General features: G+C 57.6%; 14 protein-coding genes. 4 read left to right on the forward strand and 10 right to left on the reverse strand.

Features of this window, described 5'->3' with window-relative positions; translation table 11 throughout:
* Positions 1-69 precede the first annotated feature (69 nt).
* The 4 genes from J0X19_RS01630 to J0X19_RS01645 all read right to left on the reverse strand — a co-directional run bounded on the left by J0X19_RS01630 (position 70) and on the right by J0X19_RS01645 (position 4727).
* Positions 70-1125, reverse strand: coding sequence for a glycoside hydrolase family 43 protein (locus J0X19_RS01630; RefSeq protein ID WP_206980133.1), 1056 nt, complete (start codon positions 1123-1125; stop codon positions 70-72).
* Between the two features lie 698 nt (positions 1126-1823).
* The gene (locus tag J0X19_RS01635; RefSeq protein ID WP_206980134.1) at positions 1824-2585 is read right to left on the reverse strand and encodes a DUF475 domain-containing protein; all 762 of its coding nucleotides are present in this window, start codon (positions 2583-2585) and stop codon (positions 1824-1826) included.
* 18 nt (positions 2586-2603) lie between these two features.
* Positions 2604-3326, reverse strand: coding sequence for a DUF2490 domain-containing protein (locus J0X19_RS01640; RefSeq protein ID WP_206980135.1), 723 nt, complete (start codon positions 3324-3326; stop codon positions 2604-2606).
* Between the two features lie 105 nt (positions 3327-3431).
* Positions 3432-4727 carry a CitMHS family transporter gene (locus J0X19_RS01645; protein WP_206980136.1) on the reverse strand — a complete coding sequence of 432 codons (1296 nt, stop codon included), beginning with the start codon at positions 4725-4727 and terminating at the stop codon, positions 3432-3434.
* Between the two features lie 253 nt (positions 4728-4980).
* On the opposite strand from J0X19_RS01645, the gene J0X19_RS01650 reads away from it, so the two are divergent.
* The gene (locus J0X19_RS01650; RefSeq protein ID WP_206980137.1) at positions 4981-5664 is read left to right on the forward strand and encodes a response regulator transcription factor; all 684 of its coding nucleotides are present in this window, start codon (positions 4981-4983) and stop codon (positions 5662-5664) included.
* A gap of 20 nt (positions 5665-5684) precedes the next feature.
* On the forward strand, positions 5685-6983 hold the full coding sequence (locus J0X19_RS01655; protein ID WP_206980138.1) for a sensor histidine kinase: 1299 nt from the start codon (positions 5685-5687) through the stop codon (positions 6981-6983).
* A 37-nt stretch (positions 6984-7020) separates the two neighbouring features.
* On the opposite strand, the gene J0X19_RS25080 is transcribed toward J0X19_RS01655, so the two are convergent.
* Positions 7021-9537 (reverse strand): T9SS type A sorting domain-containing protein, encoded by a 2517-nt coding sequence (locus J0X19_RS25080; protein WP_206980139.1) that lies wholly within the window; start codon positions 9535-9537, stop codon positions 7021-7023.
* 513 nt (positions 9538-10050) lie between these two features.
* On the opposite strand from J0X19_RS25080, the gene J0X19_RS01665 reads away from it, so the two are divergent.
* On the forward strand, positions 10051-11268 hold the full coding sequence (locus J0X19_RS01665; RefSeq protein WP_206980140.1) for a DUF4861 domain-containing protein: 1218 nt from the start codon (positions 10051-10053) through the stop codon (positions 11266-11268).
* An 83-nt stretch (positions 11269-11351) separates the two neighbouring features.
* Positions 11352-12077 carry a DUF92 domain-containing protein gene (locus J0X19_RS01670; RefSeq protein WP_206980141.1) on the forward strand — a complete coding sequence of 242 codons (726 nt, stop codon included), beginning with the start codon at positions 11352-11354 and terminating at the stop codon, positions 12075-12077.
* Between the two features lie 210 nt (positions 12078-12287).
* Here J0X19_RS01670 and J0X19_RS01675 read toward each other — a convergent pair whose 3' ends face one another.
* The 5 genes from J0X19_RS01675 to J0X19_RS01695 form a co-directional block, all read right to left on the reverse strand.
* On the reverse strand, positions 12288-12881 hold the full coding sequence (locus J0X19_RS01675; RefSeq protein ID WP_242581809.1) for a glutathione peroxidase: 594 nt from the start codon (positions 12879-12881) through the stop codon (positions 12288-12290).
* Positions 12882-13025: 144 nt separating this feature from the next.
* Entirely contained in the window at positions 13026-14834 is a 1809-nt protein-coding gene (locus J0X19_RS01680; RefSeq protein ID WP_206980142.1) for a RagB/SusD family nutrient uptake outer membrane protein, read from the reverse strand.
* Between the two features lie 14 nt (positions 14835-14848).
* Complete coding sequence (locus J0X19_RS01685) at positions 14849-18091, reverse strand: SusC/RagA family TonB-linked outer membrane protein (RefSeq protein WP_206980143.1); 3243 nt, start codon at positions 18089-18091, stop codon at positions 14849-14851.
* Positions 18092-18134: 43 nt separating this feature from the next.
* On the reverse strand, positions 18135-18833 hold the full coding sequence (locus tag J0X19_RS01690; RefSeq protein WP_206980144.1) for a DUF3826 domain-containing protein: 699 nt from the start codon (positions 18831-18833) through the stop codon (positions 18135-18137).
* A gap of 268 nt (positions 18834-19101) precedes the next feature.
* Positions 19102-20004 carry a sugar phosphate isomerase/epimerase family protein gene (locus tag J0X19_RS01695; RefSeq protein WP_206980145.1) on the reverse strand — a complete coding sequence of 301 codons (903 nt, stop codon included), beginning with the start codon at positions 20002-20004 and terminating at the stop codon, positions 19102-19104.
* Positions 20005-20011 lie beyond the last annotated feature (7 nt).

The raw sequence follows: 20011 nt of genomic DNA on the forward strand, positions 1-20011 counted from the left end.
TGGTAATTGACGCTAAGTAGGTGATGAGTAGAGAGTTGCGGCGGATTTTAGGCGGGTGGCAGCTTCCTGTTACGGCTGCGGTGCCAGGCCTTCGGTGGTCATTTGCACCCGCTTGAGCGTCCCGTTCTTGTTGTAGTACAGCCGGTCGATGCACACCGAGCGGTGGAAGCTGCTGCCATGCGTATTCACCGTGCCATTGTGGTAGATGAAGTACCACTGCTTGTTGAACTCAATGATAGACTGGTGATTGGTGTTGGAGTTGCCGGCCACTTCATTGAGGATGCCTTTGTATTCCCAGGGGCCTTCCAGGCTGCGGCTCATGGCGTAGGCTATCTTCTCCGGAAACTCGGTGGCGTAGCTTAGGTAGTACCAGTCTTTGCGCTTGTGCAGCCACGGCGCCTCCGTGAAGCGCGGCAGTGTGGTAATCGGGTGGATGGGGCCGTCCAGCTCGGTCATGTTGGGCTTGAGTTTCGCCCAGTAGCACACCGTGTTGCCCCAATACAGGTAGGCCTGGCCCTTCTCGTCGATATACGCGGTAGGGTCGATGTCGTCCCAGCTGATTTTGGTGGCAGTGGTCATGTCGTTGGTGACGAGTGCCGAACCCCGCGCATCCTTGAAGGGGCCGGTAGGGCTATCCGACACGGCCACGCCGATGGCTTTGCCGCCGATGCTGCCGTGCTCCACGGCTGCGTACCAGTAGTATTTTCCGTCGCGCGCAATAACTTGAGAGGCCCAGGCGTCGGCTTTGGCCCAGGCAAAGGCCTGCACGTTGAGCGGCGAGGGGTGCTCGGTCCAGTGCACCATATCCTGCGAAGAGTAGCATAGCCACTGCTTCATGAAGTACCACTCCTTGCCGGGGGGCGGGTTGTCGTGGCCGGTATAGAGGTACACCGTGTTGCCCACCACCAGTGCGGCGGGGTCGGCGGTGTATTTGTCGCGGATAATGGGGTTGCCGTACACCGGCAGCGGCGTGGGTACGGTCACGTTCACGGGCTGGTCGGGGTTGCCGGGCGTGGCTGGGGCCGCGGGCGTCTGGGCCAACGCTTGGCCGGGCAGGACTAGCAGCAGGCCGCCGTAAGCCAGCAAGCGTACAAAATTGGAGTGTGAACGGAAGCGCGACTTCATAGGGCAGGAACGAGGTGTCGGGGTTGGCAGCAGAACAAGGCGGGAGGTGGTGGCTGGAGCGGAAGTCTAAGTTGATGTGCTGGTAATCAGGCTGCGTTCCGTAGTTGCCATGAGCCAATGAATAGGTGAGCAGCATGTGCCCGTGAATACATAGTCAGGCGGGCACCCGGTGGGCGTGTGTGGCAACTGGCAAACCCGGCTAAGATTAGAACTTCAACCAGAGGGAAGGCCCTTGCAAGTTTACACAAACGTTTGTGTAAACTTGCAAGGGCCTTCCTGATAATTCAAAATATTATCAGGTCATAGTCCAGCAGAGTGGAGGAGGACTCTTTCTTGTCTGTTAGAAGTAAGAGCGGGTATTTTCCTGTTATATATAGTTAGGTGTTGATTTTCAGTTGATAATATAATTGAATTCAGTAGCCAGTAGATAGTGCCTATAAAACCATATGGCTGAGGTGAAAGCACGCACCAAAACACAAAGCTTTGTGTAGTTATCCTTACGGTTAACTGCCAACGCTTTGTTGGACTTGCTGTATGCACGTCCGTTTTACAGCTACTTCAGCTGCTAACCCAGAGTGGAGCCAAGGCAGGGCGTTATAGTAAGTTGGCAAGCAACTGAAAGGGGAGAAGCTAGCTGAAAAGCGTACTTACCATCTTCGCCCCAACCCGTAGAACCAAGCGTTAAGCCAGCGGAGGTGCTACCTAGCCACTTGCTGCCGCACCCACGACGCGAATAAGGGTACCGCAAACACGGCGACGGTCAGCACGGTAAGACCGGCATCGGCGGCTTCACTGCCAAGGAAGCGGCTGACGGGGTGCATGGGAAAGTAGTGCTCAAACAAAGACAGAAAGAGCTTCAGCCCCAGGATGCCAATCACCACGAAAGCCGCCGTTTCCAGAAACGGGTACTTGGCCATCATTACCACAAAAACCTGCGCCACCAGCCGCATAGCCAGAATACCAATAAACACGCCCAAACAAATCAGAATCAGGTTGTCGGTGAAGGCCACCACGGCAAACACGTTGTCGATGGAGAAGGCCAGGTCCATTAGCTCAATCAAGGCCACGGTAGCCCAAAACTTACCAAACAGCCCCAGCGTGCGGCGGTACAGCCAGCTTTGCTGCTTGTCCACGCCTTCCTCGTCCGTTTCGGAACCGCCGCCTTTGGGCTTGAAATGGTCGTAGGCCAGGTACAGCAAATAGAGGCCGCCGAGGGGTTTGAGAAACCAGAACTCAATCAGGAACGAGGCGAACAGAATGCACAACCCCCGAAACACGTAGGCCCCGATGATGCCGTAGCGCAGAGCTTTCTGGCGCTGCTCCTTGGGCAAGTCGCCCACCATGGTGGCCAGCACCGCCGCGTTATCCACCGACAGCAGGCTTTCAATGATGACTAGGTTGCCCACAATGGCCAGTGCGGCCAGCGGATTGTCTATGATTTGTTGCAGGTGTTCGTTCATGCGGAAGAAATAGGGTAGTTACTGCGGCAGGAAGCGTGGGCGGCGTTCCGGTTTGTCGGCCGACCAGCCGAAGTCGTGGCGCAGGATGAAGGCTACGTAATTAGACCGGTCGGGGCCACCGTTGAACTGCGTCATCCAGAGCAGTTCGCCGCCCAGATGTTTGTTGAGAATGTAGCCCACGCCACCCCATACCCGGTTGCTGTCGAAGGGGTTAAGCTGGTCGCTGAGGCGGATTTCGTCCTTGATGGTGGCGTACCACTTCGGGCTTTCCAACGAACGGGGCCCAAGCGGCAGGCGCAACGAAGCCAGGTACCGAAAGCGGAGCCGGAAGTCGCCGGGAGTCCAGCGCTCCTCAATGCGGTAGCGGTGCAACAGCCGCGCCCGCCCCAGCTTGTTGTTGACAATAACTTGCTGGTACAGCCGGTTCTCGCGGTTATCGAATTTTTCGGTTTGCTCGGGGTTGGAGTAGGGTTGCAGCTGCAAATACATGTACCCCGCCGCCACCGACATGGGCAGGCTCTTGAGGTTGTATTGCAGATTGGCTAGGCCCAGCAGCAGGCGCTTGTCGGTGAGGCCGCTGTAGGCCCGGTACTGCGCCCCCAGGTTCACGTCGAAGCGCTGATTGAGTGAGTACGTGCCCGTGTATTGCAGCCAGCCGTTGTACTTGCCGCGGTTTTGGCCCAGCGCCGGCCCAGCAGCCAGCAGCACGAGCAAGGCAAAAAAGAGAAACGTCTTTTTCATGGAATAGCCGATGAGAATGCCGACCTGGGCAGGGCAGCGGGTGGGAGGTTGGGTTGTAAATGGATTGGAGCTTTCAGACTCAGCTTTAGGCTAGCCGTCAGCCTGTTACAGCGGTACCACGCCCAGCACCAAGCAGGTAATGAGCATCACGATGACCGTTCCGCAGGCCCATTTGAGCGTGAAGCGCTGATGGTCGCCAAAATCCACTTCGGCCAGGCCAGCAAGCAGGTAAGTGGAAGGCACCAGGGGGCTCAGCAAGTGCACCGATTGCCCGAGCAGCGAAGCCCGACCCATATCCACCACGCTCACCCCAAACTGGGTGGCCGCCTTCGTAACCAGCGGCAGAATGCCGAAGTAGTAGGCGTCGTTGCTCATGAAGAAGGTGAACGGCGCACTGGTGATACCCGTCAGCACCGGCAAATGTGGCCCCAGCAGGTCCGGAATCAGCGTCACGATGGTCAGGGACATGGCATCTACCATTTTGGTACCCGCCAGAATACCAGTGAAAATGCCGGCCGCAAACACCATCCCGGCCACAATGACGGCGTTGCCAGCGTGGGCGTTCAGGCGGCTGCGCTGCTCGCCCAGGCGCGGATAGTTGATGAGCATGCCGAGGGCAAAAGCCGTCATGAACAGCACCGGCAGCGGCACGATATCCATGAACAGGCCTACCAGTAGTGCCAGCGTGAGCAGGGCGTTCAGCCACAGCAATTTGGGGCGGCGCAAGCTCAGCTCTTCGTCGTTGGCCTCGGCTACCAGCGCCGTAGCGCCTTCGGTAATGACGGTGATGCCCAGCCGGGCCCGCTCGCGCTTACCGAAAATGTAGGCCACGAACAGCACCCACCCCGCCGCTACAATCATGGCCGGAATCAGGGGCGTAAACACCTGCGAGCTATCCAGGTGCAGGGCCGACAGCACCCGGGCCGTAGGGCCGCCCCAGGGCAGAATGTTCATCACGGCACTCGACAGAAAGGCAGTGGCAGTAAGCACCAGCGGGTTCATGCGGAGGCGACGGTATAGCGGCAGCATGGCCGCCACCACAATGATGTAGGTAGTGGTGCCGTCGCCATCAAGTGAAACGGACAAGGCCAGAACAGCCGTGCCGATAACTACTTTCAGCGGGTCGCCGCCCACTACTTTCAGAATCTTGGCCACAATGGGGTCGAACAAGCCCGCATCGGTCATGATGCCGAAGTACATGATGGCGAAAATGAGCATCACGCCGGTAGGCGCAATCTTCTTGACCCCTTCCAGCATCATGTCGCCGATTTCGGCCCGAAATCCGCCAATCAGCGCAAACACAATCGGGATGAGGATCAGCGCCGTCATGGCAAACATGCGCTTGGACATGATCAGGTACATAAACGTACTGATCATCAGAAAACCTAGCAGCGAAAGCATAAGCAGAGGATTGGGGTGGGGAAAGAGAAGCACAAGAGCAGCGGCACGCCGAAACGTATGGCGATACTACCAGTGGATTTAGAATACATTTGGAAGATGCCCGCCTCACGCCAATAAAAAGTGATGAGTCACTCATGCTCCTTCAGTTGCCTGCCTTGGCTGGCAAGGCACCCGCGCAATCCGCTTGCTTGCGCTACAGTGGCACTCGAAACTGCTTTACCTTTACCGTTCCTTCTCCTTTCTGCCTCCCTCCATGAAACTACTGATCGTTGAAGATGAGCCCGAGTTGGCGGCTGGCCTCGGCAGCTACCTACGCGGGCAGCATTTCGTGTGCGAGCTAGCTGCCACCTTCGATCAGGCGCAGGAAAAAATGCTGCTCTACGACTACGACTGCATTCTGCTGGACCTCACCTTGCCCGGCGGCGACGGCCTGGCGCTGCTACGCGAGCTAAAGCAGCAGCGGCCCGAGGCGGGCGTGATTATCACGTCGGCCCGCAACGCCGTGGACGACCGAATTGCGGGTTTGCAGCTGGGGGCCGATGATTACCTGCCCAAACCCTTTCACTTGCCGGAACTCAGTGCCCGCGTGGCCGCTATTGTGCGCCGCCGCCGCTACAACGGGGCCAATATGGTGCAGGTGGGCCAACTGACGGTGGACATAGCGGCGCGGGTGGCTACGCAGGGCGGCCAGCCGCTGAATCTCACGCGTACTGAGCTGGATTTGCTGCTGTTGCTGCTCGCCAACCAGGGGCGGGTAATCAGCAAGGGCGCCATTGCCGAGCACCTCTCCGGCGATGCTGCCGAGCAGTTTGATACCTACGAAACGGTGTACGCGCACGTCAAAAACCTGAAGCGCAAGCTCACCGAAGCTGGCGCGCCCAACTACATTCGGATGGTGTACGGCCTGGGCTACCGCTTCGACGCCGACCTGGCGTAGCTCGGCGCTTCCTTGCTCCCATGAAACTCCTGACCCGCACCACGCTGATTTTTTTGCTGTACGCCAGCGTAGTAGCGGGCGTAGGATCGTTTGTGTATTACTCGCTGATTCATAAGCTGTACTATGCCTACGTAGACCGCACGCTGAGCCGGCGCAAGCTGCGGGTGCAGAAGGCATTGCGCCTGTATCTGCACAGTCCCACCGACCTGGCGTACTGGCACCAACTCGACCACAACGTGGAATTTGTGCCGCTCCGGGCGTTGCCCGCCCGCCGCTCCGACCAGTTCAGTATCCGCCCCATGTTCAATGAGCTAACCGGCCAGCAGCAGCCCTACCGGCAACTGGCGGTGCCCGTGGTGTTTCAGCAGCGGCCGTATGAGCTGCAAATCCGGTTGTCGTTGCTGGATACGCAGTCGTTGCTGCTGCGCATTGTGGTGGCGGGAGCGGGCCTTTTCGGGGTGCTGGGGCTGGGCATGTTCGGGTTGCAACTGGTGCTGAACCGGCGGCTGTGGCAGCCGTTCTACACGCTGCTCGAGCAGTTGCAGCAGTACAAGCTCAACCGCAACCAATCCATTACGCTGCCTGCCACGCCGGTGCGGGAGTTTCGGGAGCTGCACGAGGCGGTGCAGTTGCTGCTGCGGCAAAACCAGCGGGTGTACCGGTATCAGAAAGAATTCACGGAAAATGCCGCTCACGAAATCCAGACGCCGCTGGCCATCATGCGCACCCACCTCGACCTGCTGGTGCAGGCGCCCGGCCTCACCGAGGAGCAAGCCGGCTACATTGAAAACCTGATGGGCGTAACGCAGCGGCTCACTCACCTCACCAAAAGCCTGCTGCTGCTGGCCCAGCTCGACAACCACCTGTACTTCCCAGCCGAAACCGTGGACGTGGCGGCCACTGTGCGCACCCAACTTGCCCAGCTCCAACACCAACTAGCAGCCCGCAGTATCCGGCTGGAAACGGAAATTGCGGGTAGCGTGCCCATGCGCATTCACCGGGGCCTGCTGGAAGTGCTGGTCAGCAACCTACTGGTTAATGCCATCCGCCACAACGTGGCACAAGGGGACTTGGTGGTGCGCCTGACGCCGGAAGCTCTGACGGTGGAAAATACCGGCCAAGCGCAGTCCTTACAGGACGCGGGCCTCTTCGGCCGTTTTCACAAAGCCACCGACAGCCCCGCCGAAAGTGCTGGCTTGGGTTTGGCGCTGGTGCTACAAATCTGCTCGAACTGCGGCCTGCCACTGCGCTACACCTACGTAGCGCCGGGTCGGCATCGGCAGCAAGTGCAACTCCGCTTAAGCAGTGAGGAAGGGTAGAAGGGACCCAGACTTACCTCGGTGGCGAAATAGGGGGTTATTCTTTGACGAACTTACAAGTGGTACGTTCGGCGGCTGAAAGCACCTCCACTTGATAGATGCTATTCGGCAACTGACTCACCTCCAGCAGCACCGGGCCCGCCGAAATAGTGCCTTGTAACAGCACCTCGCCCAGCATGTTGCGCACCCGGTAGCTGGTAGCACCGGTTGGAGCCACCAGGGTTAGCTGCGTATGGGCCGGATTAGGGTAGAGGCTTAGCTCCTGAGCGGACGCCACGGCCACCACCGGAGAAAACGTAGCAGTGCCATCGGCATCTACCTGCCGAAGACGGTAGTAATTCAGGCCGGCCGCCGGTCGGTGTTGCACGGCGTAAGTGTGGGTTCGGGTGCTTTGGCCCTGGCCGGGCACTTTGGCTACCGTCCGGAAAGCTTGTTCAGCGGCCGCATGCTGAACTTCGAAGTAGGCATTGTTGGTTTCCGTGGCTGTGCTCCAGCGCACGGCTACACCGCCATCTGCGTGTCGTGTGGCGGTAAAGCTGCTGAGCGTAACGGGCAGCGGCATGGCCACGATGGGCCCCAGCAACTCGATTCTGGGCTGCGTTAGGGGCGAGGCACTTAGGTTGCCCCGCATGGTGGTTATCACGTAGAGCTTGGCCGTGGAAGCCAGGGAGAAAGCTGGGCCATTCGTCCAGGTTACGCCGTTTGGGCTGCTTTGCAGAACAATGGTGCCATCGGCCATGCGCAACAGCCCGTAGTAAGCGGCAATGGGCGAGCCATTGTAGCTATCAACTCCTTGATTAATCAGGCGAAGGTTGTCGCTGGAGAACATGATGCCCGCCTCAATGCCCGCCATGCCCAGGGCCTCGTGCGCGGCATCGGTGGTAGCAAAGCCTAACGCCATACCGTCGGTTGCCGTTTTGCGCCAGAATATGCGCGCTTCTTGCCCGGCGGCTATGGTTTCAGTGGCAATGGTTTGCTGGTAGGGAGCGGTACCCCGGTTGGTGTACGTGCCATCCAGGTTTTGCCAGAGGTAATTTCGGAAATGCAGCGGCCGGGTATTATCCGTAGAATCTGCATCTATTTCCTCGCGCGATACCAGATAGCTGAGGTGGCTGCACACCTTATTCGTAGCATTGCCGGTTTCCGTTGCGTCGCCGGTTTGCAAGAGGTACGTCACCGTTTGGGTGGGGAGCCAGTCGTTGAGCAGGTGCAGCTGCCACCGCTGGCCGCTGCCCGTAAGCTGCACCAAGGTGTTGCCCGCCACCGAAAAGCCCGCCTCCGTTTGGGTTACGTTCTTACTGTACACCAAGTCAATGACTTTCGGGTTGGTAGGGGAGACTAGTGCAGTAAGAATCTGGGGCGGGGCAGTGTCGGTACGAGGGTCCTTGACGGCCGCATTTTTCAGATACACGTTCACTAACCCAGTGCTTAGGTTGTAGGAAGCCGTATCGGCACCGCTGACGGTTACGCTGGTTAGGTTGGTAGCGGGCAGGCGCAGGCAAAAGTCGCGCAGTAGTCCCTCGGCTGGCAAGCCCGAGGCATCGAACGTATAAGTTACTACGTTGCCGGCCACGGCTTTCGTTATCCGGCTGGGGTTGGTCAGGAAATAGTCGCGGACTTCGTAGTACTCCATTACTTCCTGCTGCCCGGCCAGCCACACTCGGTCGTTGTTGTTGGGGTGCGTTAGCAGGTAATCAACAAAGCGTTTGAAGCCGTCGATTTCCGAGTTGCCGGGGCCGTGGGAAAATGCATGGCCAATCAGCTTAACGCCATTCGAGCTTTGGGCCAGCAAATCGTCGATGAAAAACCGGATGGTTGGCTGCCCGGCTTCCATCCATTTGCCGTCCAGGTTGGCCCGGCTGGCCAGAATACGGTTCGGGTTGAAAGTTGCAATCCGCAGCTTGTCGTTCCACTGAATGTCGGACGCGTAGCCATCAATAGCATTGGGCGCAAACGTAGACCCAATGAATTTGTAGCCCAGATAAAGCGAGTTGGCGGTGTAGCCGGCAAAGTCGGCTGGGATAACCAAGGTCCGCATCCGAACTCCCAGCTTATCGTAAGCGGCCTGTTCGGGGTCTTTGATAGCCCGCCACGCGTTGTAGGCGTTATCGTGCAAGTGAGAGTGGTTCGCCAGGTTATCCCCCTTGGCCAGCGCCTTGGTGTATGAGCGCCAATTATTATTGATGGTGGCGGTATTAACGGCAAAAGTGTAGTGAAACTTCACGGGCAGCCCGGCGCCATCGGTGTAATAAGCGCCTGGATAAGTAATGCCATTGGCTGCGGTACCCCCGTTGAGCACGGGCATCACAGCACTGGTATCCGTGGCTTCCCCATCGTCTTTGGTGAAAATAAAGCCGGCTGTCTTGCCGTACTTCAAGTCCTCGAAGTGGACGTCCGTTGTGGCCGGGAGCTGCCGGTACCGGGCCGTTACAACAACAGGAGCCGCACCGGAAGAGGAAGTTTGGCCCCAGCCCAGGTGAGAGTTTGCTAGTAGTAACAACAACAAACCCAGCCGCCACGAGGCGGTAAGCGAAACGTTAGTAGAATCAGCCACGAAATAAAATAGCAACAGGTGAGAAACAGAAGCAGATAACTCCAGCGCAGATAGAAGAGAAGTCTAAAGTTAGCTTGAAATAATTCAGTTTTCCTAGCATATTATTATTTTAATTCCATTGAACTTCTCAATTACTGGTTATGGCAGCCTAGGCCAGCAGCACGTTCGAGCGGTTCAAATAGCTTTTATGGTGTAGCGCAAGTGCACTTTTGCAGCATTACTTACGGCGCGTTCCACCGTTGGCCCAAGCATAGGGTGGCTAGCCGGCAAGAAACCCAAACACGCTATAGTGTGGCACTACTTTGTTGTGAAGCAGTTCGTGGGTTTCTGTTGGTATTTAGCTCTACCGAGAGTTCAATGGCTAGCCCGTATACAAAGCAAAAGTAGCTCAACGAAGGTGTGCGAAGGCGGCTTGATTGAAATAAGGAAAGCTGAACAATTGGCAGAGAAGGCAAGGTTAGTTGAAAGTTACCTTCTACTTTGCGCCTCATCTACGCTACAATTTTTCTGCTCATGCGCTTTCCTTTCCACCCCGGAGCCGTACCCGCGTTGCTGTTGTCTGCCTCGCTTTTGGGCGCCGTATCCCCAGCCCCCAATACCCAAACGGTTACGGTCCGCAATAAGCTGAACATCAACCGCTCAGCGGAAACCATCAGTATTCCGGCCAGCCGCCTGGCTGTTTTGGTGAAAAAATACGGCGCTAAAAACCTGCTGGTGAAGGATGCCAGCGGCAAGGCCATTGTCAGCCAGGCCGTAGACAACAACGGTGACGGTACCGTGGACGAGCTGCTGTTTCAAACCGACATCAAGGCCAATGCCAGCCAGAAGTTTACGATAACCGGCGCGGCTAATGCTGCCGCTCAGCAACCGAAAAGCCCTTACACCACGTTTGCCCGCCTCGTGCCCGAGCGCACCGACGACTACACCTGGGAAAACGACCGGGTGGCATTTCGTACCTACGGCCCCGAGGCCGAGCGCCTGGTAGTGGCCAAGCAGCCCGGCGGCACGCTCACCAGCGGCATGGACTGCTGGCTGAAGCGCGTACCCTATCCCATCATCGACAAATGGTACGCCGGCCACGTGAAGGAAGCCGGCTTCTACCACAAAGACCGTGGCGAAGGCTACGACCCTTACCATGTGGGCGACAGCCGCGGCTTTGCGGGTATTGGTATCTGGGAAAACGATTCGCTGTACGTTTCGCGCAACTTCACTGGCACTAAAACGCTAGCCAACGGCCCCATTCGCACGCTGTTCGAGCTGAGCTACGCCCCTTGGCAAGCGGGTGGCCGCACCGTTACGGAAAAGAAAATCCTGAGCATCGACCTGGGCTCCAACCTAACCCGTTTCGAGGAGCACATTTCCGCCGACAAGCCGCTGCCCAACGTCACTATTGGCACCACGTTGCACGCCGAGCCCAAGGGCGTGCGGGGCGAAGTGAAAGGCGAACCGCAGCAAGGCTGGTTCCGCTACTGGGAGCCCATGGACGATGCCTTTGTGGGAACCGGCGTGGTGCTAGCGCCCGGCCAGGTGCAAAACTGGAAAGACCACCGCACCAAAGCCAAAGAGCAAAGCCACCTGTTGGTAATAGCTACGCCCCAGGCCAACAAGCTGGTGTATTACGCCGGCTTCGGCTGGACCAAGAGCAACCAGTTCAAAACGGCTGCTGAGTGGGACCAATATCTGGCTACGTACGCTAAGCGGCTGGCTTCGCCATTGGAGGTGACGTATTAAAATATTCGTAATCAGGGGACTATGCCTGCTGCCCGAGGCAGTGAAACCTTCGCCGCCAGTAAGGCGGGCTTTATCTTCCTGCCATGAGACTTGTTTTGCATGTGGCCCCGGTGTTGTTGCTGCTTGGGGTGGGAATGGGGTACAGCAGCCGGGCCCGCAAACTCACGCCGGCTGGGGTGTGGGTGGGAGGTGGCCTGGGGTTGCTTATTTTTCTAGGAGCCGGGTATCTGGGGCTGGGGTTGCTGGGGCTGTTTTTCGGGCTCGGCACGGCGGCTTCGGCATGGCGCGTGGCTGATAAGCGCCGGCTGGGGCTGGCCGAGGAAAACCGGGGCCGCCGTACGGCCGGGCAGGTGGTGGCCAACGCTGGGGTAGCGGGGGGCTTGGCGCTGCTGAGCTGGCCGTATCCGGCTTTTGCCCCTCTTGCTATCCTGATGCTGGCCGGCAGTTTTGCAGCTGCCACCGCCGATACGCTGGCTTCGGAATTGGGCAATATTTACGGTAGCCGGTACGTGAATATCCTCACTTTCCGCCCAGATAAACGAGGCGAAAACGGAGTTGTAAGCGTGGAAGGCACCTTGCTGGGGGTAGCTGGCAGTGGTGTAATAGCGGTGGCCTACTGCCTGAGCTATGGGTGGGGGCCGTGGCTCTGGTGGCTGCTGGTGGCTGGCACAGCCGGGAACCTAGTGGATTCTTTGCTCGGTGCCACTCTTGAGCGGCGGGGCTTATTGTCGAATAACACTGTGAACTTGCTCAACACCCTAGCTGGAGCCGGCACGGCCGCAGCGCTACGTCTCAGCCTGTTAGCTTGAAGCTATATAGACCGGACACAACTTCTAGCGGACCACAACTTGAATCTAGCCGAGAAATCTTGTAGACTGACGTTGCGGCAACAGCCAACTCCGGACAGCCTAATGCAGCCAGCAAACAAGCCTTAGTTGCTACAAGTTGACTAATAGCGAAGTATTCAGCATAGCGAAATAAGCCAGCAGGTCAGCCGCCAGAACCAACAAATAAGTGGGTTAACGACGCGCTATGTGTTGCGTAACGGCGTCGCTGAGCGGTGAAACGGCCGGACCGAAGTAGTGAGTCAGGCGGCCGTTTTCATCAACGAGGTACTTGGCGAAGTTCCAGACCGGTGCCTGCTCGTTCCAGCCGTTCTGCTTGGTTTCAGAAAGCCAGCGGTACACCGGGTTTTGTTCGTTGGCTTTCACTACCACGCTTTTCTTCATCAGCGGAAACGACACCCCGAAGTTCACCTGGCAGAATTCCTGAATGGCATGGTCGTTGGCCTTTTCCTGCTCCGCAAAGTCATTGGCCGGAAAGCCCAGCACCACCAGTTGATCGGCATATTGTTCGGAAAGCTGCTGGAGTTCCTCGTACTGGTTGGTGTAGCCGCAATTAGAGGCCGTATTCACCAGCAGCACCTTTTTGCCTTTTAGGTTCCCGAACGGTAAATCCTGGCCGTTGTTGAGTTGCCCGGTCAGGTTATAAAAGGGAGTAGTAGCTGGTTTAGCCTGCTTGTTTTCCAGCACCTGCCCCCGGCTGCCCGAGCCCGACAAGCGCATAATGAGTGGATACAGCAGCTTCAGAAATTTCTGGCGAAAGGTGGCCATACGATTGGGTTAGACACAAAGATGAGGCCTGTACGTAAATGCGCCGCACAATGGCTACTAATTACCTTTAAAGCCAACCGCCCCCCAACTAACTAGTCAGGGGGCGGTTGGTTGTAGTAGTAAGCTGATCTAATCAACTACTGGCTATTGCAGCGGGTCGAAAGCGCCGCCCCAGGTGTTGTTCTGAATCAGCTGCGGGTTGTTGTCGATGGACTGCTGGGGTAGCGCGAAGAAGTAATACTCCGGCTTCCACTTGATGCCATCGGGGTAGGTTGCCGCTGTCGTCCCATCCAGTACCCGAGTCGTGATGGTGAAGTAGTTGGTATACACCTGGTCGATGTCGAGGTTGTCGCGAGTGGTGGCGAAATCGGTGGGTACGCCAGTGGTTTTCAGTGTGATGATCAGGCCCTCACGGCGCTTGCCGTTGAGAGTGGTTTCAAACTTTTTCCAGCGGCGCAAATCCCAGAACCGCTTGCCTTCGAAAGCCAGCTCAATTTGCCGCTCATACAGGATGGCGTCGAACATTTGTGCCCGGCTCATGCCCGCTTGCAAACCATAGTCGCCGGTGCCGGCTTCGATGCCGGCCCGCGCCCGAATGGCCCGGAGCTGGGTGTAGGCCTCCGTGAGGTTACCCACCCCGCAGGCAGCTTCGGCCAGGTTCAGCAGCACCTCGGCATAGCGAATCTCAATCCAGTCGGTTCCGACGATGTTTACCGTGTTGGCTGCTACCGTAGGGTTAATGGCTTTACGCAGGTAGAAGCTGGTAGGGGTAGCGCCGGAGGGCTCCACGCTGGTAGTACCCCGCAGATACGTCCAGAGCTTGTAGTTGGCGTTGCCGTTCAGAGGCCAGTTGGCGCCGTTGTAGGCAATGGTCTTGCCGAACCGGGGGTCCCGGTTTTTGTAGAACAGCTGCGTACTGTAAGCGTATTTGGTCGATTCGCCGGGCTTCTTGCCGTCGAGCATCGGGAAGGCCTTGGCCAAATCCCAGGTAGGCCGGTTGGAGCCGCCGCCCGTACCCGTGTACGAAGGCCGGGTGGCATTGTCGTATTGGTTGTTCTTGGCGTTCTGGGTGCCGTTGGCGGTGGTGTTGTAGCCCGTTACCAGCACGGCCTCGGGGTTGTTTGCCTCCTGAAACCACAATTGGTCGAACGAGGCGTGCAAGCCAAAGCCGTTGGCACTCAGTAGCGTCCGGGCCTGCTGGCTGGCGGCAAAGGCCCGCTGCCATTTGGTGGCATCATCAGAAGGGTTGAACTGCGGGCTGGCGGCGTAAAGCAGAGCGCGAGCTTTAAAGGCAGCAGCGGCACCGCTCGTGATGCGGCCCCAGCTGCCGCTGGCAGTCCACTTGCCCGGCAGGTAGGCAATAGCAGAATCCAAGTCGGCAACAATCTGGTTGAAGCACTCAGTGGTGGTATTGCGCGGTAGGTAGGCGGCATCACGCGCTTCCGGACCTACTGCCTGCTGTGGCGTGAGCACCAAGGGTACCCCGCCGTATATGCGTACCAAGTCGAAATAGCGGTACGCGCGGAAGAACAGCGCCTCGCCTTTGAGCAGGTTGCGCGGCTGGGTTGGAATCGGCGACCGTTCGAGGCCCCGGATAAACATGTTGATGGTCCGGATCTTACCGTAGTTGTTGTTGGCCGCCAGCGCCGTGCCAAAATCCGTTACAGTGTTCTGCGTTACCACGCCGCGGAGGTAGTCGTTGTCGGAGGCCGCTTCTTCTGACAGGCCGCTGGGGTTCTGGCTGCCCAGCCCCACACCCGTCTGGCCGAACCAAGTGGGTAGGTTCTGGTCGTAGATGTAGCTCAGGTTGAGAAACGCAATGGTTTCGTTCTGGAACACCAGCTCTTCGCTGGCGGCGGAAAGGTCAATCTTGTCCAGCGTGTCTTTGCAGCCCGCAATGGTCAGCGCGGAAGCCGAAAAAGCGAGAAGGGCAGCTATGCGAGTGAATTTCATGAGTGCAGAGAAAATTAGAAGCCAACGTTCAAACCCAGCGACAACGACCGGAGCGTGGGGTAGGCATCGTAGCTACCCGAGTAGGTTTTGTAGCTGTAGGGGTTGTAGAAGTTGATAGGGTTAACTGCCACAAAGAATACTTTCACGCTGCTGATATTGGCCCGACTTACGAAGGCGGTAGGCAGGGTATAAGAAACAGTGGCGTTGCGCATGCTGGCCGTCAGGGAGCTGCGGTACCAGAACTCGGAAGTGCGGTTATAAGTGTTGGCGGTGCCCGGTGATGGGTACTTCGCATCCGTATTGTCGGGTGCCCAGTGGTCGGCCCAGAACTCCGGCCGGTTGGCGGTAGGCGTGGCCACGGTGCGGGCAACTCCTTCTACCAGCGCCTGGCCCCCAAACGACATGCCCATAGTTATCTGAACGGTGAGGCCCTTATACGACACGCTGGGGTTGAGACCAATACTGTAGTGGTTGCTGGCCTTCCTGTTCAGAAATGTTACGTCGTCCTCCGTGATTTTACCATCACGCTCCGTGTAGTTACCAGAGGCGTCTTTGGGGCCGCGGATGTCTTCGTAGTACAGCATCCCCGGCGCCGGCTTGTCGCCGAACTGAGTGAAGGTTGTGGGGTTGAGCTGCGGGTTGGCCTGGAAGAAGGCATCAATGTCTTCCTGGGTCCGGAACATGCCCAGATACTTGTAGCCAAGTACGCCCTGGTCCCGTGAGCGGCCGGTTGGGTCATCAAACTGCCCAAGTTTGCCTCGCTCCACGTCCACTCTGATTTGCTTGTCGTCGTTCCACGACAGGAACGTATTCACCCGGTACGATAAATCGTTGGTGATTTTGTCGCCGTAGCCCACCGACAGTTCGTAGCCGAACCCATCAATAGCCGCGTAGTTTTCTGAGGGCAGCGGTGCGCCAATCAGCAGCGGGGCCGAAGAGGTAATCGACGTAAGCATGTTCCGGCGCTGGTCGAGGAAGCCATCGGCGCTGACGGAGAGGCGGTTATTCAGGAACCGAGCGTCGATACCAGCGTTGTACTTCCGGTTCTCATCCCACTGCGCGTTGCGGTTGGCCAGCGCGTTGTTCGGCGACACGGTGAGGGTGCGGTCGGCGTTGCCGCCAAATACCGCGCCTTTGCCAATCTCGAAGCGGTAGTTTTCCTGCCAGTTGTAGGCGCGGGTGGCGTCCCCGCCCAGCAAGCCCACCGAGCCGCGGATTTTCAGGAAATTAACGCCGTTGCCTTTCGGGAAGAATCTTTCCTCGGAAAGTACCCAGCCCGCCGACAAAGAAGGGAACAGGCCCCAGCGATGCTCCGGCGCAAAGTTGGTGGAGCCGTCGTAGCGCATGGCCAGCTCCACAAAGTACTTGTTGGCGAAGTTGTAGTTGATGCGGCCGGCGTAGGAGAGGATGCCCGATTCCGAAGTGCTTTCCTCGGTTACCATGTCGCCCGTAGCGAAGCGCATGTTATCGAGGCCCCCCGGTACGATGCCGGTCTTGTAACTAGCCGTCTGGTCGAATTTTGTCTCGGCCTGCTCGAAGAACGCCAGCGCCGAAACGTGGTGCTGGCCGAACTGCTGCTCGTAGTTCAGGTAGCCGTTGAACTGGTAGGTGTCGTTGTAGCTGGGTACCACCCGCACAATGTCACCGTTGCGTAGCGTGCGCTGCTGCACCACGTCGCCCCCCGGAATGTGCCGGTTCGTGCCCAGGCCTCGGTATTCGGTTACTACGTAGCTGGTACCAAACTGCTTGCCGAAGTTGTTGTCGAGGGTACGGCTGTAGAGCACCCGCGCCTTCAAGCCCTTCAGAAACGGAATGTCGTAGTCGATGTTGGCCGTCAGGTTCAGGCCGGTGTTGCGTTGCGAGGTATAGTTGTTGGATTTTTGCACTTCAAAGAAGTGAGTGGCATCCACGCTGTTGGTATTGCCGAAACCCGGCGCCGAGTACGCCGGCTTGCCGTCAATGTAGAAGGCCCCGAACTTAGGCGTAAAGAGCAACGACCTCATGTCGTTGTCCGGGCTTTCGGTGCCCTGCTTGAAGTAATACGTCTGCGACTTGTACAAGTCGCCGCTCAGCGAGAGGCCCGCTTTCAGGCCGGTAGCCACCGTTACGTCGGTGCTGGCCCGGAACGTCCACTTATCGGAATTGATATTGTCGAAGTTGCCATTCTGGCGGTTGTACGACACACCCGCGAAATACGTAGCCCTGTCGCTGCCGCCGCTCACGTTCAGCGCGTTACGGGTCAGGGTCGAGGGCTTCCAGGCCTGCTCCAGCCAGTTGGTGCTGTTGTTGGCGAAGTACTCCAGCTCGTCGGGCGTGTAAATCAGCGGGTCCGTAGCGGGACGGCCCCGGTAGAAGTTCAGGTCGTTGAGGTAAGTGGCGTGTTCCACACCGCTCATCATGGTAGGCAGGCGCGCATCTGACATCCCCACCGAGCCACTATAGGAGAATTTGGCTGGGCCGGCTTTGCCGCGCTTGGTGGCCACCACCACTACGCCCTGGTTGGAGCGCGCCCCGTAGATGGCCGCCGCCGCATCCTTAAGCACCGATATAGCCTCTACCTCCGACTGGTCGAGCAGGTTGAAGTCTTCCTCCGTGCGCACCACATTGTCAATTACATAGAGTGGGCGAGTAGTACCGCCGTCTTTGGAGAGAACAACCGGGTTACGAACCGTAATCTGGCCTTTCTCGCCGGGGCGGGCAGTGCCGCCGCTCACGCCCACGCCGGGGTTTTGGCCGGCAATGGCGGTGGAGAGGCTGCCTACTGGCAACTCCTCAATGGCCTTCATATCCACAGTAGCTACGGCTCCTGTGAGGCTCACTTTAGACTGAGTGCCGTAGGCTACTACCACTACCTCATCCAAGGCAGCCGCATCATCAACCAGCACCACATCAAGGCTGGAGCGGCCGCCAATGGCTACTTCCTGCTTTTTGAAGCCAATGGAGCTGATAACCAGCGTTTCGTTGCCGGTGGGCACGTTGAGGCGGAACACACCTTTGGCATCGGTAGCGGTGCCCGTAGTGGTGCCTTTAATGACCACGCTAACCCCTGGTATGCCTTCGCCTTTGGCATCCCGCACCGTGCCGGTCAGGTTGATAAAGGCTGCGGAAGACACGGTGGGTGCAGAGCCTACAGCCGGGCTGGCCACAGCGGCGCTGGCTACGCCAGCGCTAAGCAAAAAGCCGGCTAACATGGCATACGCAGCCTGTTGGCTGGTGCTAAGCGGGCGGGGAGGAAGTAGGGGTACAAAACGGGTCATAGCAGTTGATTTGTGGGAAAACACATGCTGTGTGGGGGAATTTTTATTTTGCGGGTTGAGTGGCTTCGGCTGCCTTACGCTCGGCTATGCGGGCCTGCCAGTCCTTGCCGGCCTGGTTCATGTCGATACCCGCCGCCGAGAGGTAGTTGTTGATCTTGCCTTTGTATTTGCCAAACCACGCGTGCTTTTTTTCCGAGGTGCTAGCATCCATGGCGTGCTCCCGGGCTTCTACCAACCAGGCCAGCATCTGTGCTTTCTGCGCCTCGGTTAGGTTGGGCAGCATATCATTGTAAGCGCGCATCGTGTTGGGAGCCACGCTGTAAGTCATGCCGTCTTTCACTTTCTCAACCTGGGCGGCCGTAAGGTGGCGCTCCAATTTTTTGAGGTATTGCGCGTGAAGCTTATCGAGGGCGGCATTCGTGGCCGCTTCCGACTTCTCCAGCTCAGCCTTGGTGGCTTCGTCCTGTGGTTTTGCCTTGATAGCGGTTACCTGGGCTTTCTGCTTTTCGTGAATCTCGTTGAGCGCCCGGTACTGGCCGGCAATAATATCCCGAACCTGACCGCTGGTTTTGGCGTTCAAAGAACCTAGCGTTGCCACAATCTTGTCGGCTCGCTCGTTGATGGTGCGCGTATAAGCTGCCTCTTTGGTTTCCGTTGGCGGGGTGGTTTGAGCGGCAGCTGAAACCACAGCGGTAACAGATAAAACCCCGGCAAATAGATAGCTGCGAAAGGTGTGGTGCATAATTGAGGAGTGGCTTCAGTACAGCAGCAAGTTACACCCTCCCCAAGAGGCAGCTATGCACCTTTTAGGCAACTTGTTATACGATATTATCATGTGGCTTCCGGTACGGGCTAAAAACCCGCTTTCAGGATTACCAAAGCACTAATTCACGAGAAATAGTTCGAGGTCAAGCACATAATTGTGCTGGTAAGTGATGACTCAGCCAATCGTTTGTATTGTATATACAATATAGTTACTATTTCCAAGCGGAATTGAGCTGTTTTTCCTCCTAACTGGCTTGAAAAATCGACTTCAAATATGCCGTATTGGCTCCGAAATTTCTTTTCACGTTGCGGGCGTCGTTGGCGTCGCGTGAGCGTTCAATCACCAGCCAACCTTCCCAGCCCATTTCAGCTAATGTCTGCTTGACTTTGCGCATGTCGAGGCGGGTGTTGTTTTCCAGCCACACGCCGTCTTCGTCGGTGGCGTGCATCTGGCAGATACGCTTGCGGCCCAGAATCTTGAGTTCTTGATGCAGGTCGCGGCCTTCCTTGAGCGGGTTCGAGAAGTTGAAATAGATTTGGATGTGCCTGGAGCCTATTTCGCGCAGCAGCTCCACCTCGCCTTTGGCATCCAGGGAGGTTTCGATGCCGACTACCACACCGGCTTTCTGGGCCATCTTGCCTACTACTTTCAGGCGCTCCACAATGGCGGGGCGCAGCTCCGGGTTCTTCACTAGGTCGCCCTGGGTGCCGAGCGGCAGGAAAGCCACCTTCACGTTCATGGCCTTCATGGTGTCGAGGCAGTCCTGCACCATGCGCTGGTAGGTGGGGCGGGTGGCGAAGGACTGGGCGTAGAAGCCCGTCATGGCCAACGAGCAGATTTCCAGGTTCAGTTCCTTAGCTTTATCAAGAAACTGCTGCCTGATTTCCGGCTTGGCTAGCTGGTTATCAAAGGTTTCGCGCTGGCCTAAGCCACCCATATCAATTTCCACGCCGTCGGCCCCGATGTCCTTAGTAAGCTGCAAGGCCCCCAACTTCTGCCGCTTCAGAATCATCAGGTCCACCACGGCAATTTTGTAGGTCAGCTTCTTGCTGCTAGCCGAAGAAGTGGCCCAGGGCAAGAGCAAGCCAGCCGTGAGCAAAGAGCCGGCTTTCAGAAATTCCCGACGATTGAGTGGGTTTGGGTGCATGGCGGAG

This window comes from Hymenobacter telluris (assembly GCF_017313265.1).
GTDB lineage: Bacteria > Bacteroidota > Bacteroidia > Cytophagales > Hymenobacteraceae > Hymenobacter > Hymenobacter telluris.

What these genes read in the sequence shown, in the direction of transcription:
- J0X19_RS01630 (WP_206980133.1), bottom strand. Translation starts at nt 1,125, where the DNA reads ATGAAGTCGCGCTTCCGTTCACACTCCAATTTTGTACGCTTGCTGGCT.
- J0X19_RS01635 (WP_206980134.1), bottom strand. Translation starts at nt 2,585, where the DNA reads ATGAACGAACACCTGCAACAAATCATAGACAATCCGCTGGCCGCACTG.
- J0X19_RS01640 (WP_206980135.1), bottom strand. Translation starts at nt 3,326, where the DNA reads ATGAAAAAGACGTTTCTCTTTTTTGCCTTGCTCGTGCTGCTGGCTGCT.
- J0X19_RS01645 (WP_206980136.1), bottom strand. Translation starts at nt 4,727, where the DNA reads ATGCTTTCGCTGCTAGGTTTTCTGATGATCAGTACGTTTATGTACCTG.
- J0X19_RS01650 (WP_206980137.1), top strand. Translation starts at nt 4,981, where the DNA reads ATGAAACTACTGATCGTTGAAGATGAGCCCGAGTTGGCGGCTGGCCTC.
- J0X19_RS01655 (WP_206980138.1), top strand. Translation starts at nt 5,685, where the DNA reads ATGAAACTCCTGACCCGCACCACGCTGATTTTTTTGCTGTACGCCAGC.
- J0X19_RS01665 (WP_206980140.1), top strand. Translation starts at nt 10,051, where the DNA reads ATGCGCTTTCCTTTCCACCCCGGAGCCGTACCCGCGTTGCTGTTGTCT.
- J0X19_RS01670 (WP_206980141.1), top strand. Translation starts at nt 11,352, where the DNA reads ATGAGACTTGTTTTGCATGTGGCCCCGGTGTTGTTGCTGCTTGGGGTG.
- J0X19_RS01675 (WP_242581809.1), bottom strand. Translation starts at nt 12,881, where the DNA reads ATGGCCACCTTTCGCCAGAAATTTCTGAAGCTGCTGTATCCACTCATT.
- J0X19_RS01680 (WP_206980142.1), bottom strand. Translation starts at nt 14,834, where the DNA reads ATGAAATTCACTCGCATAGCTGCCCTTCTCGCTTTTTCGGCTTCCGCG.
- J0X19_RS01685 (WP_206980143.1), bottom strand. Translation starts at nt 18,091, where the DNA reads ATGACCCGTTTTGTACCCCTACTTCCTCCCCGCCCGCTTAGCACCAGC.
- J0X19_RS01690 (WP_206980144.1), bottom strand. Translation starts at nt 18,833, where the DNA reads ATGCACCACACCTTTCGCAGCTATCTATTTGCCGGGGTTTTATCTGTT.
- J0X19_RS01695 (WP_206980145.1), bottom strand. Translation starts at nt 20,004, where the DNA reads ATGCACCCAAACCCACTCAATCGTCGGGAATTTCTGAAAGCCGGCTCT.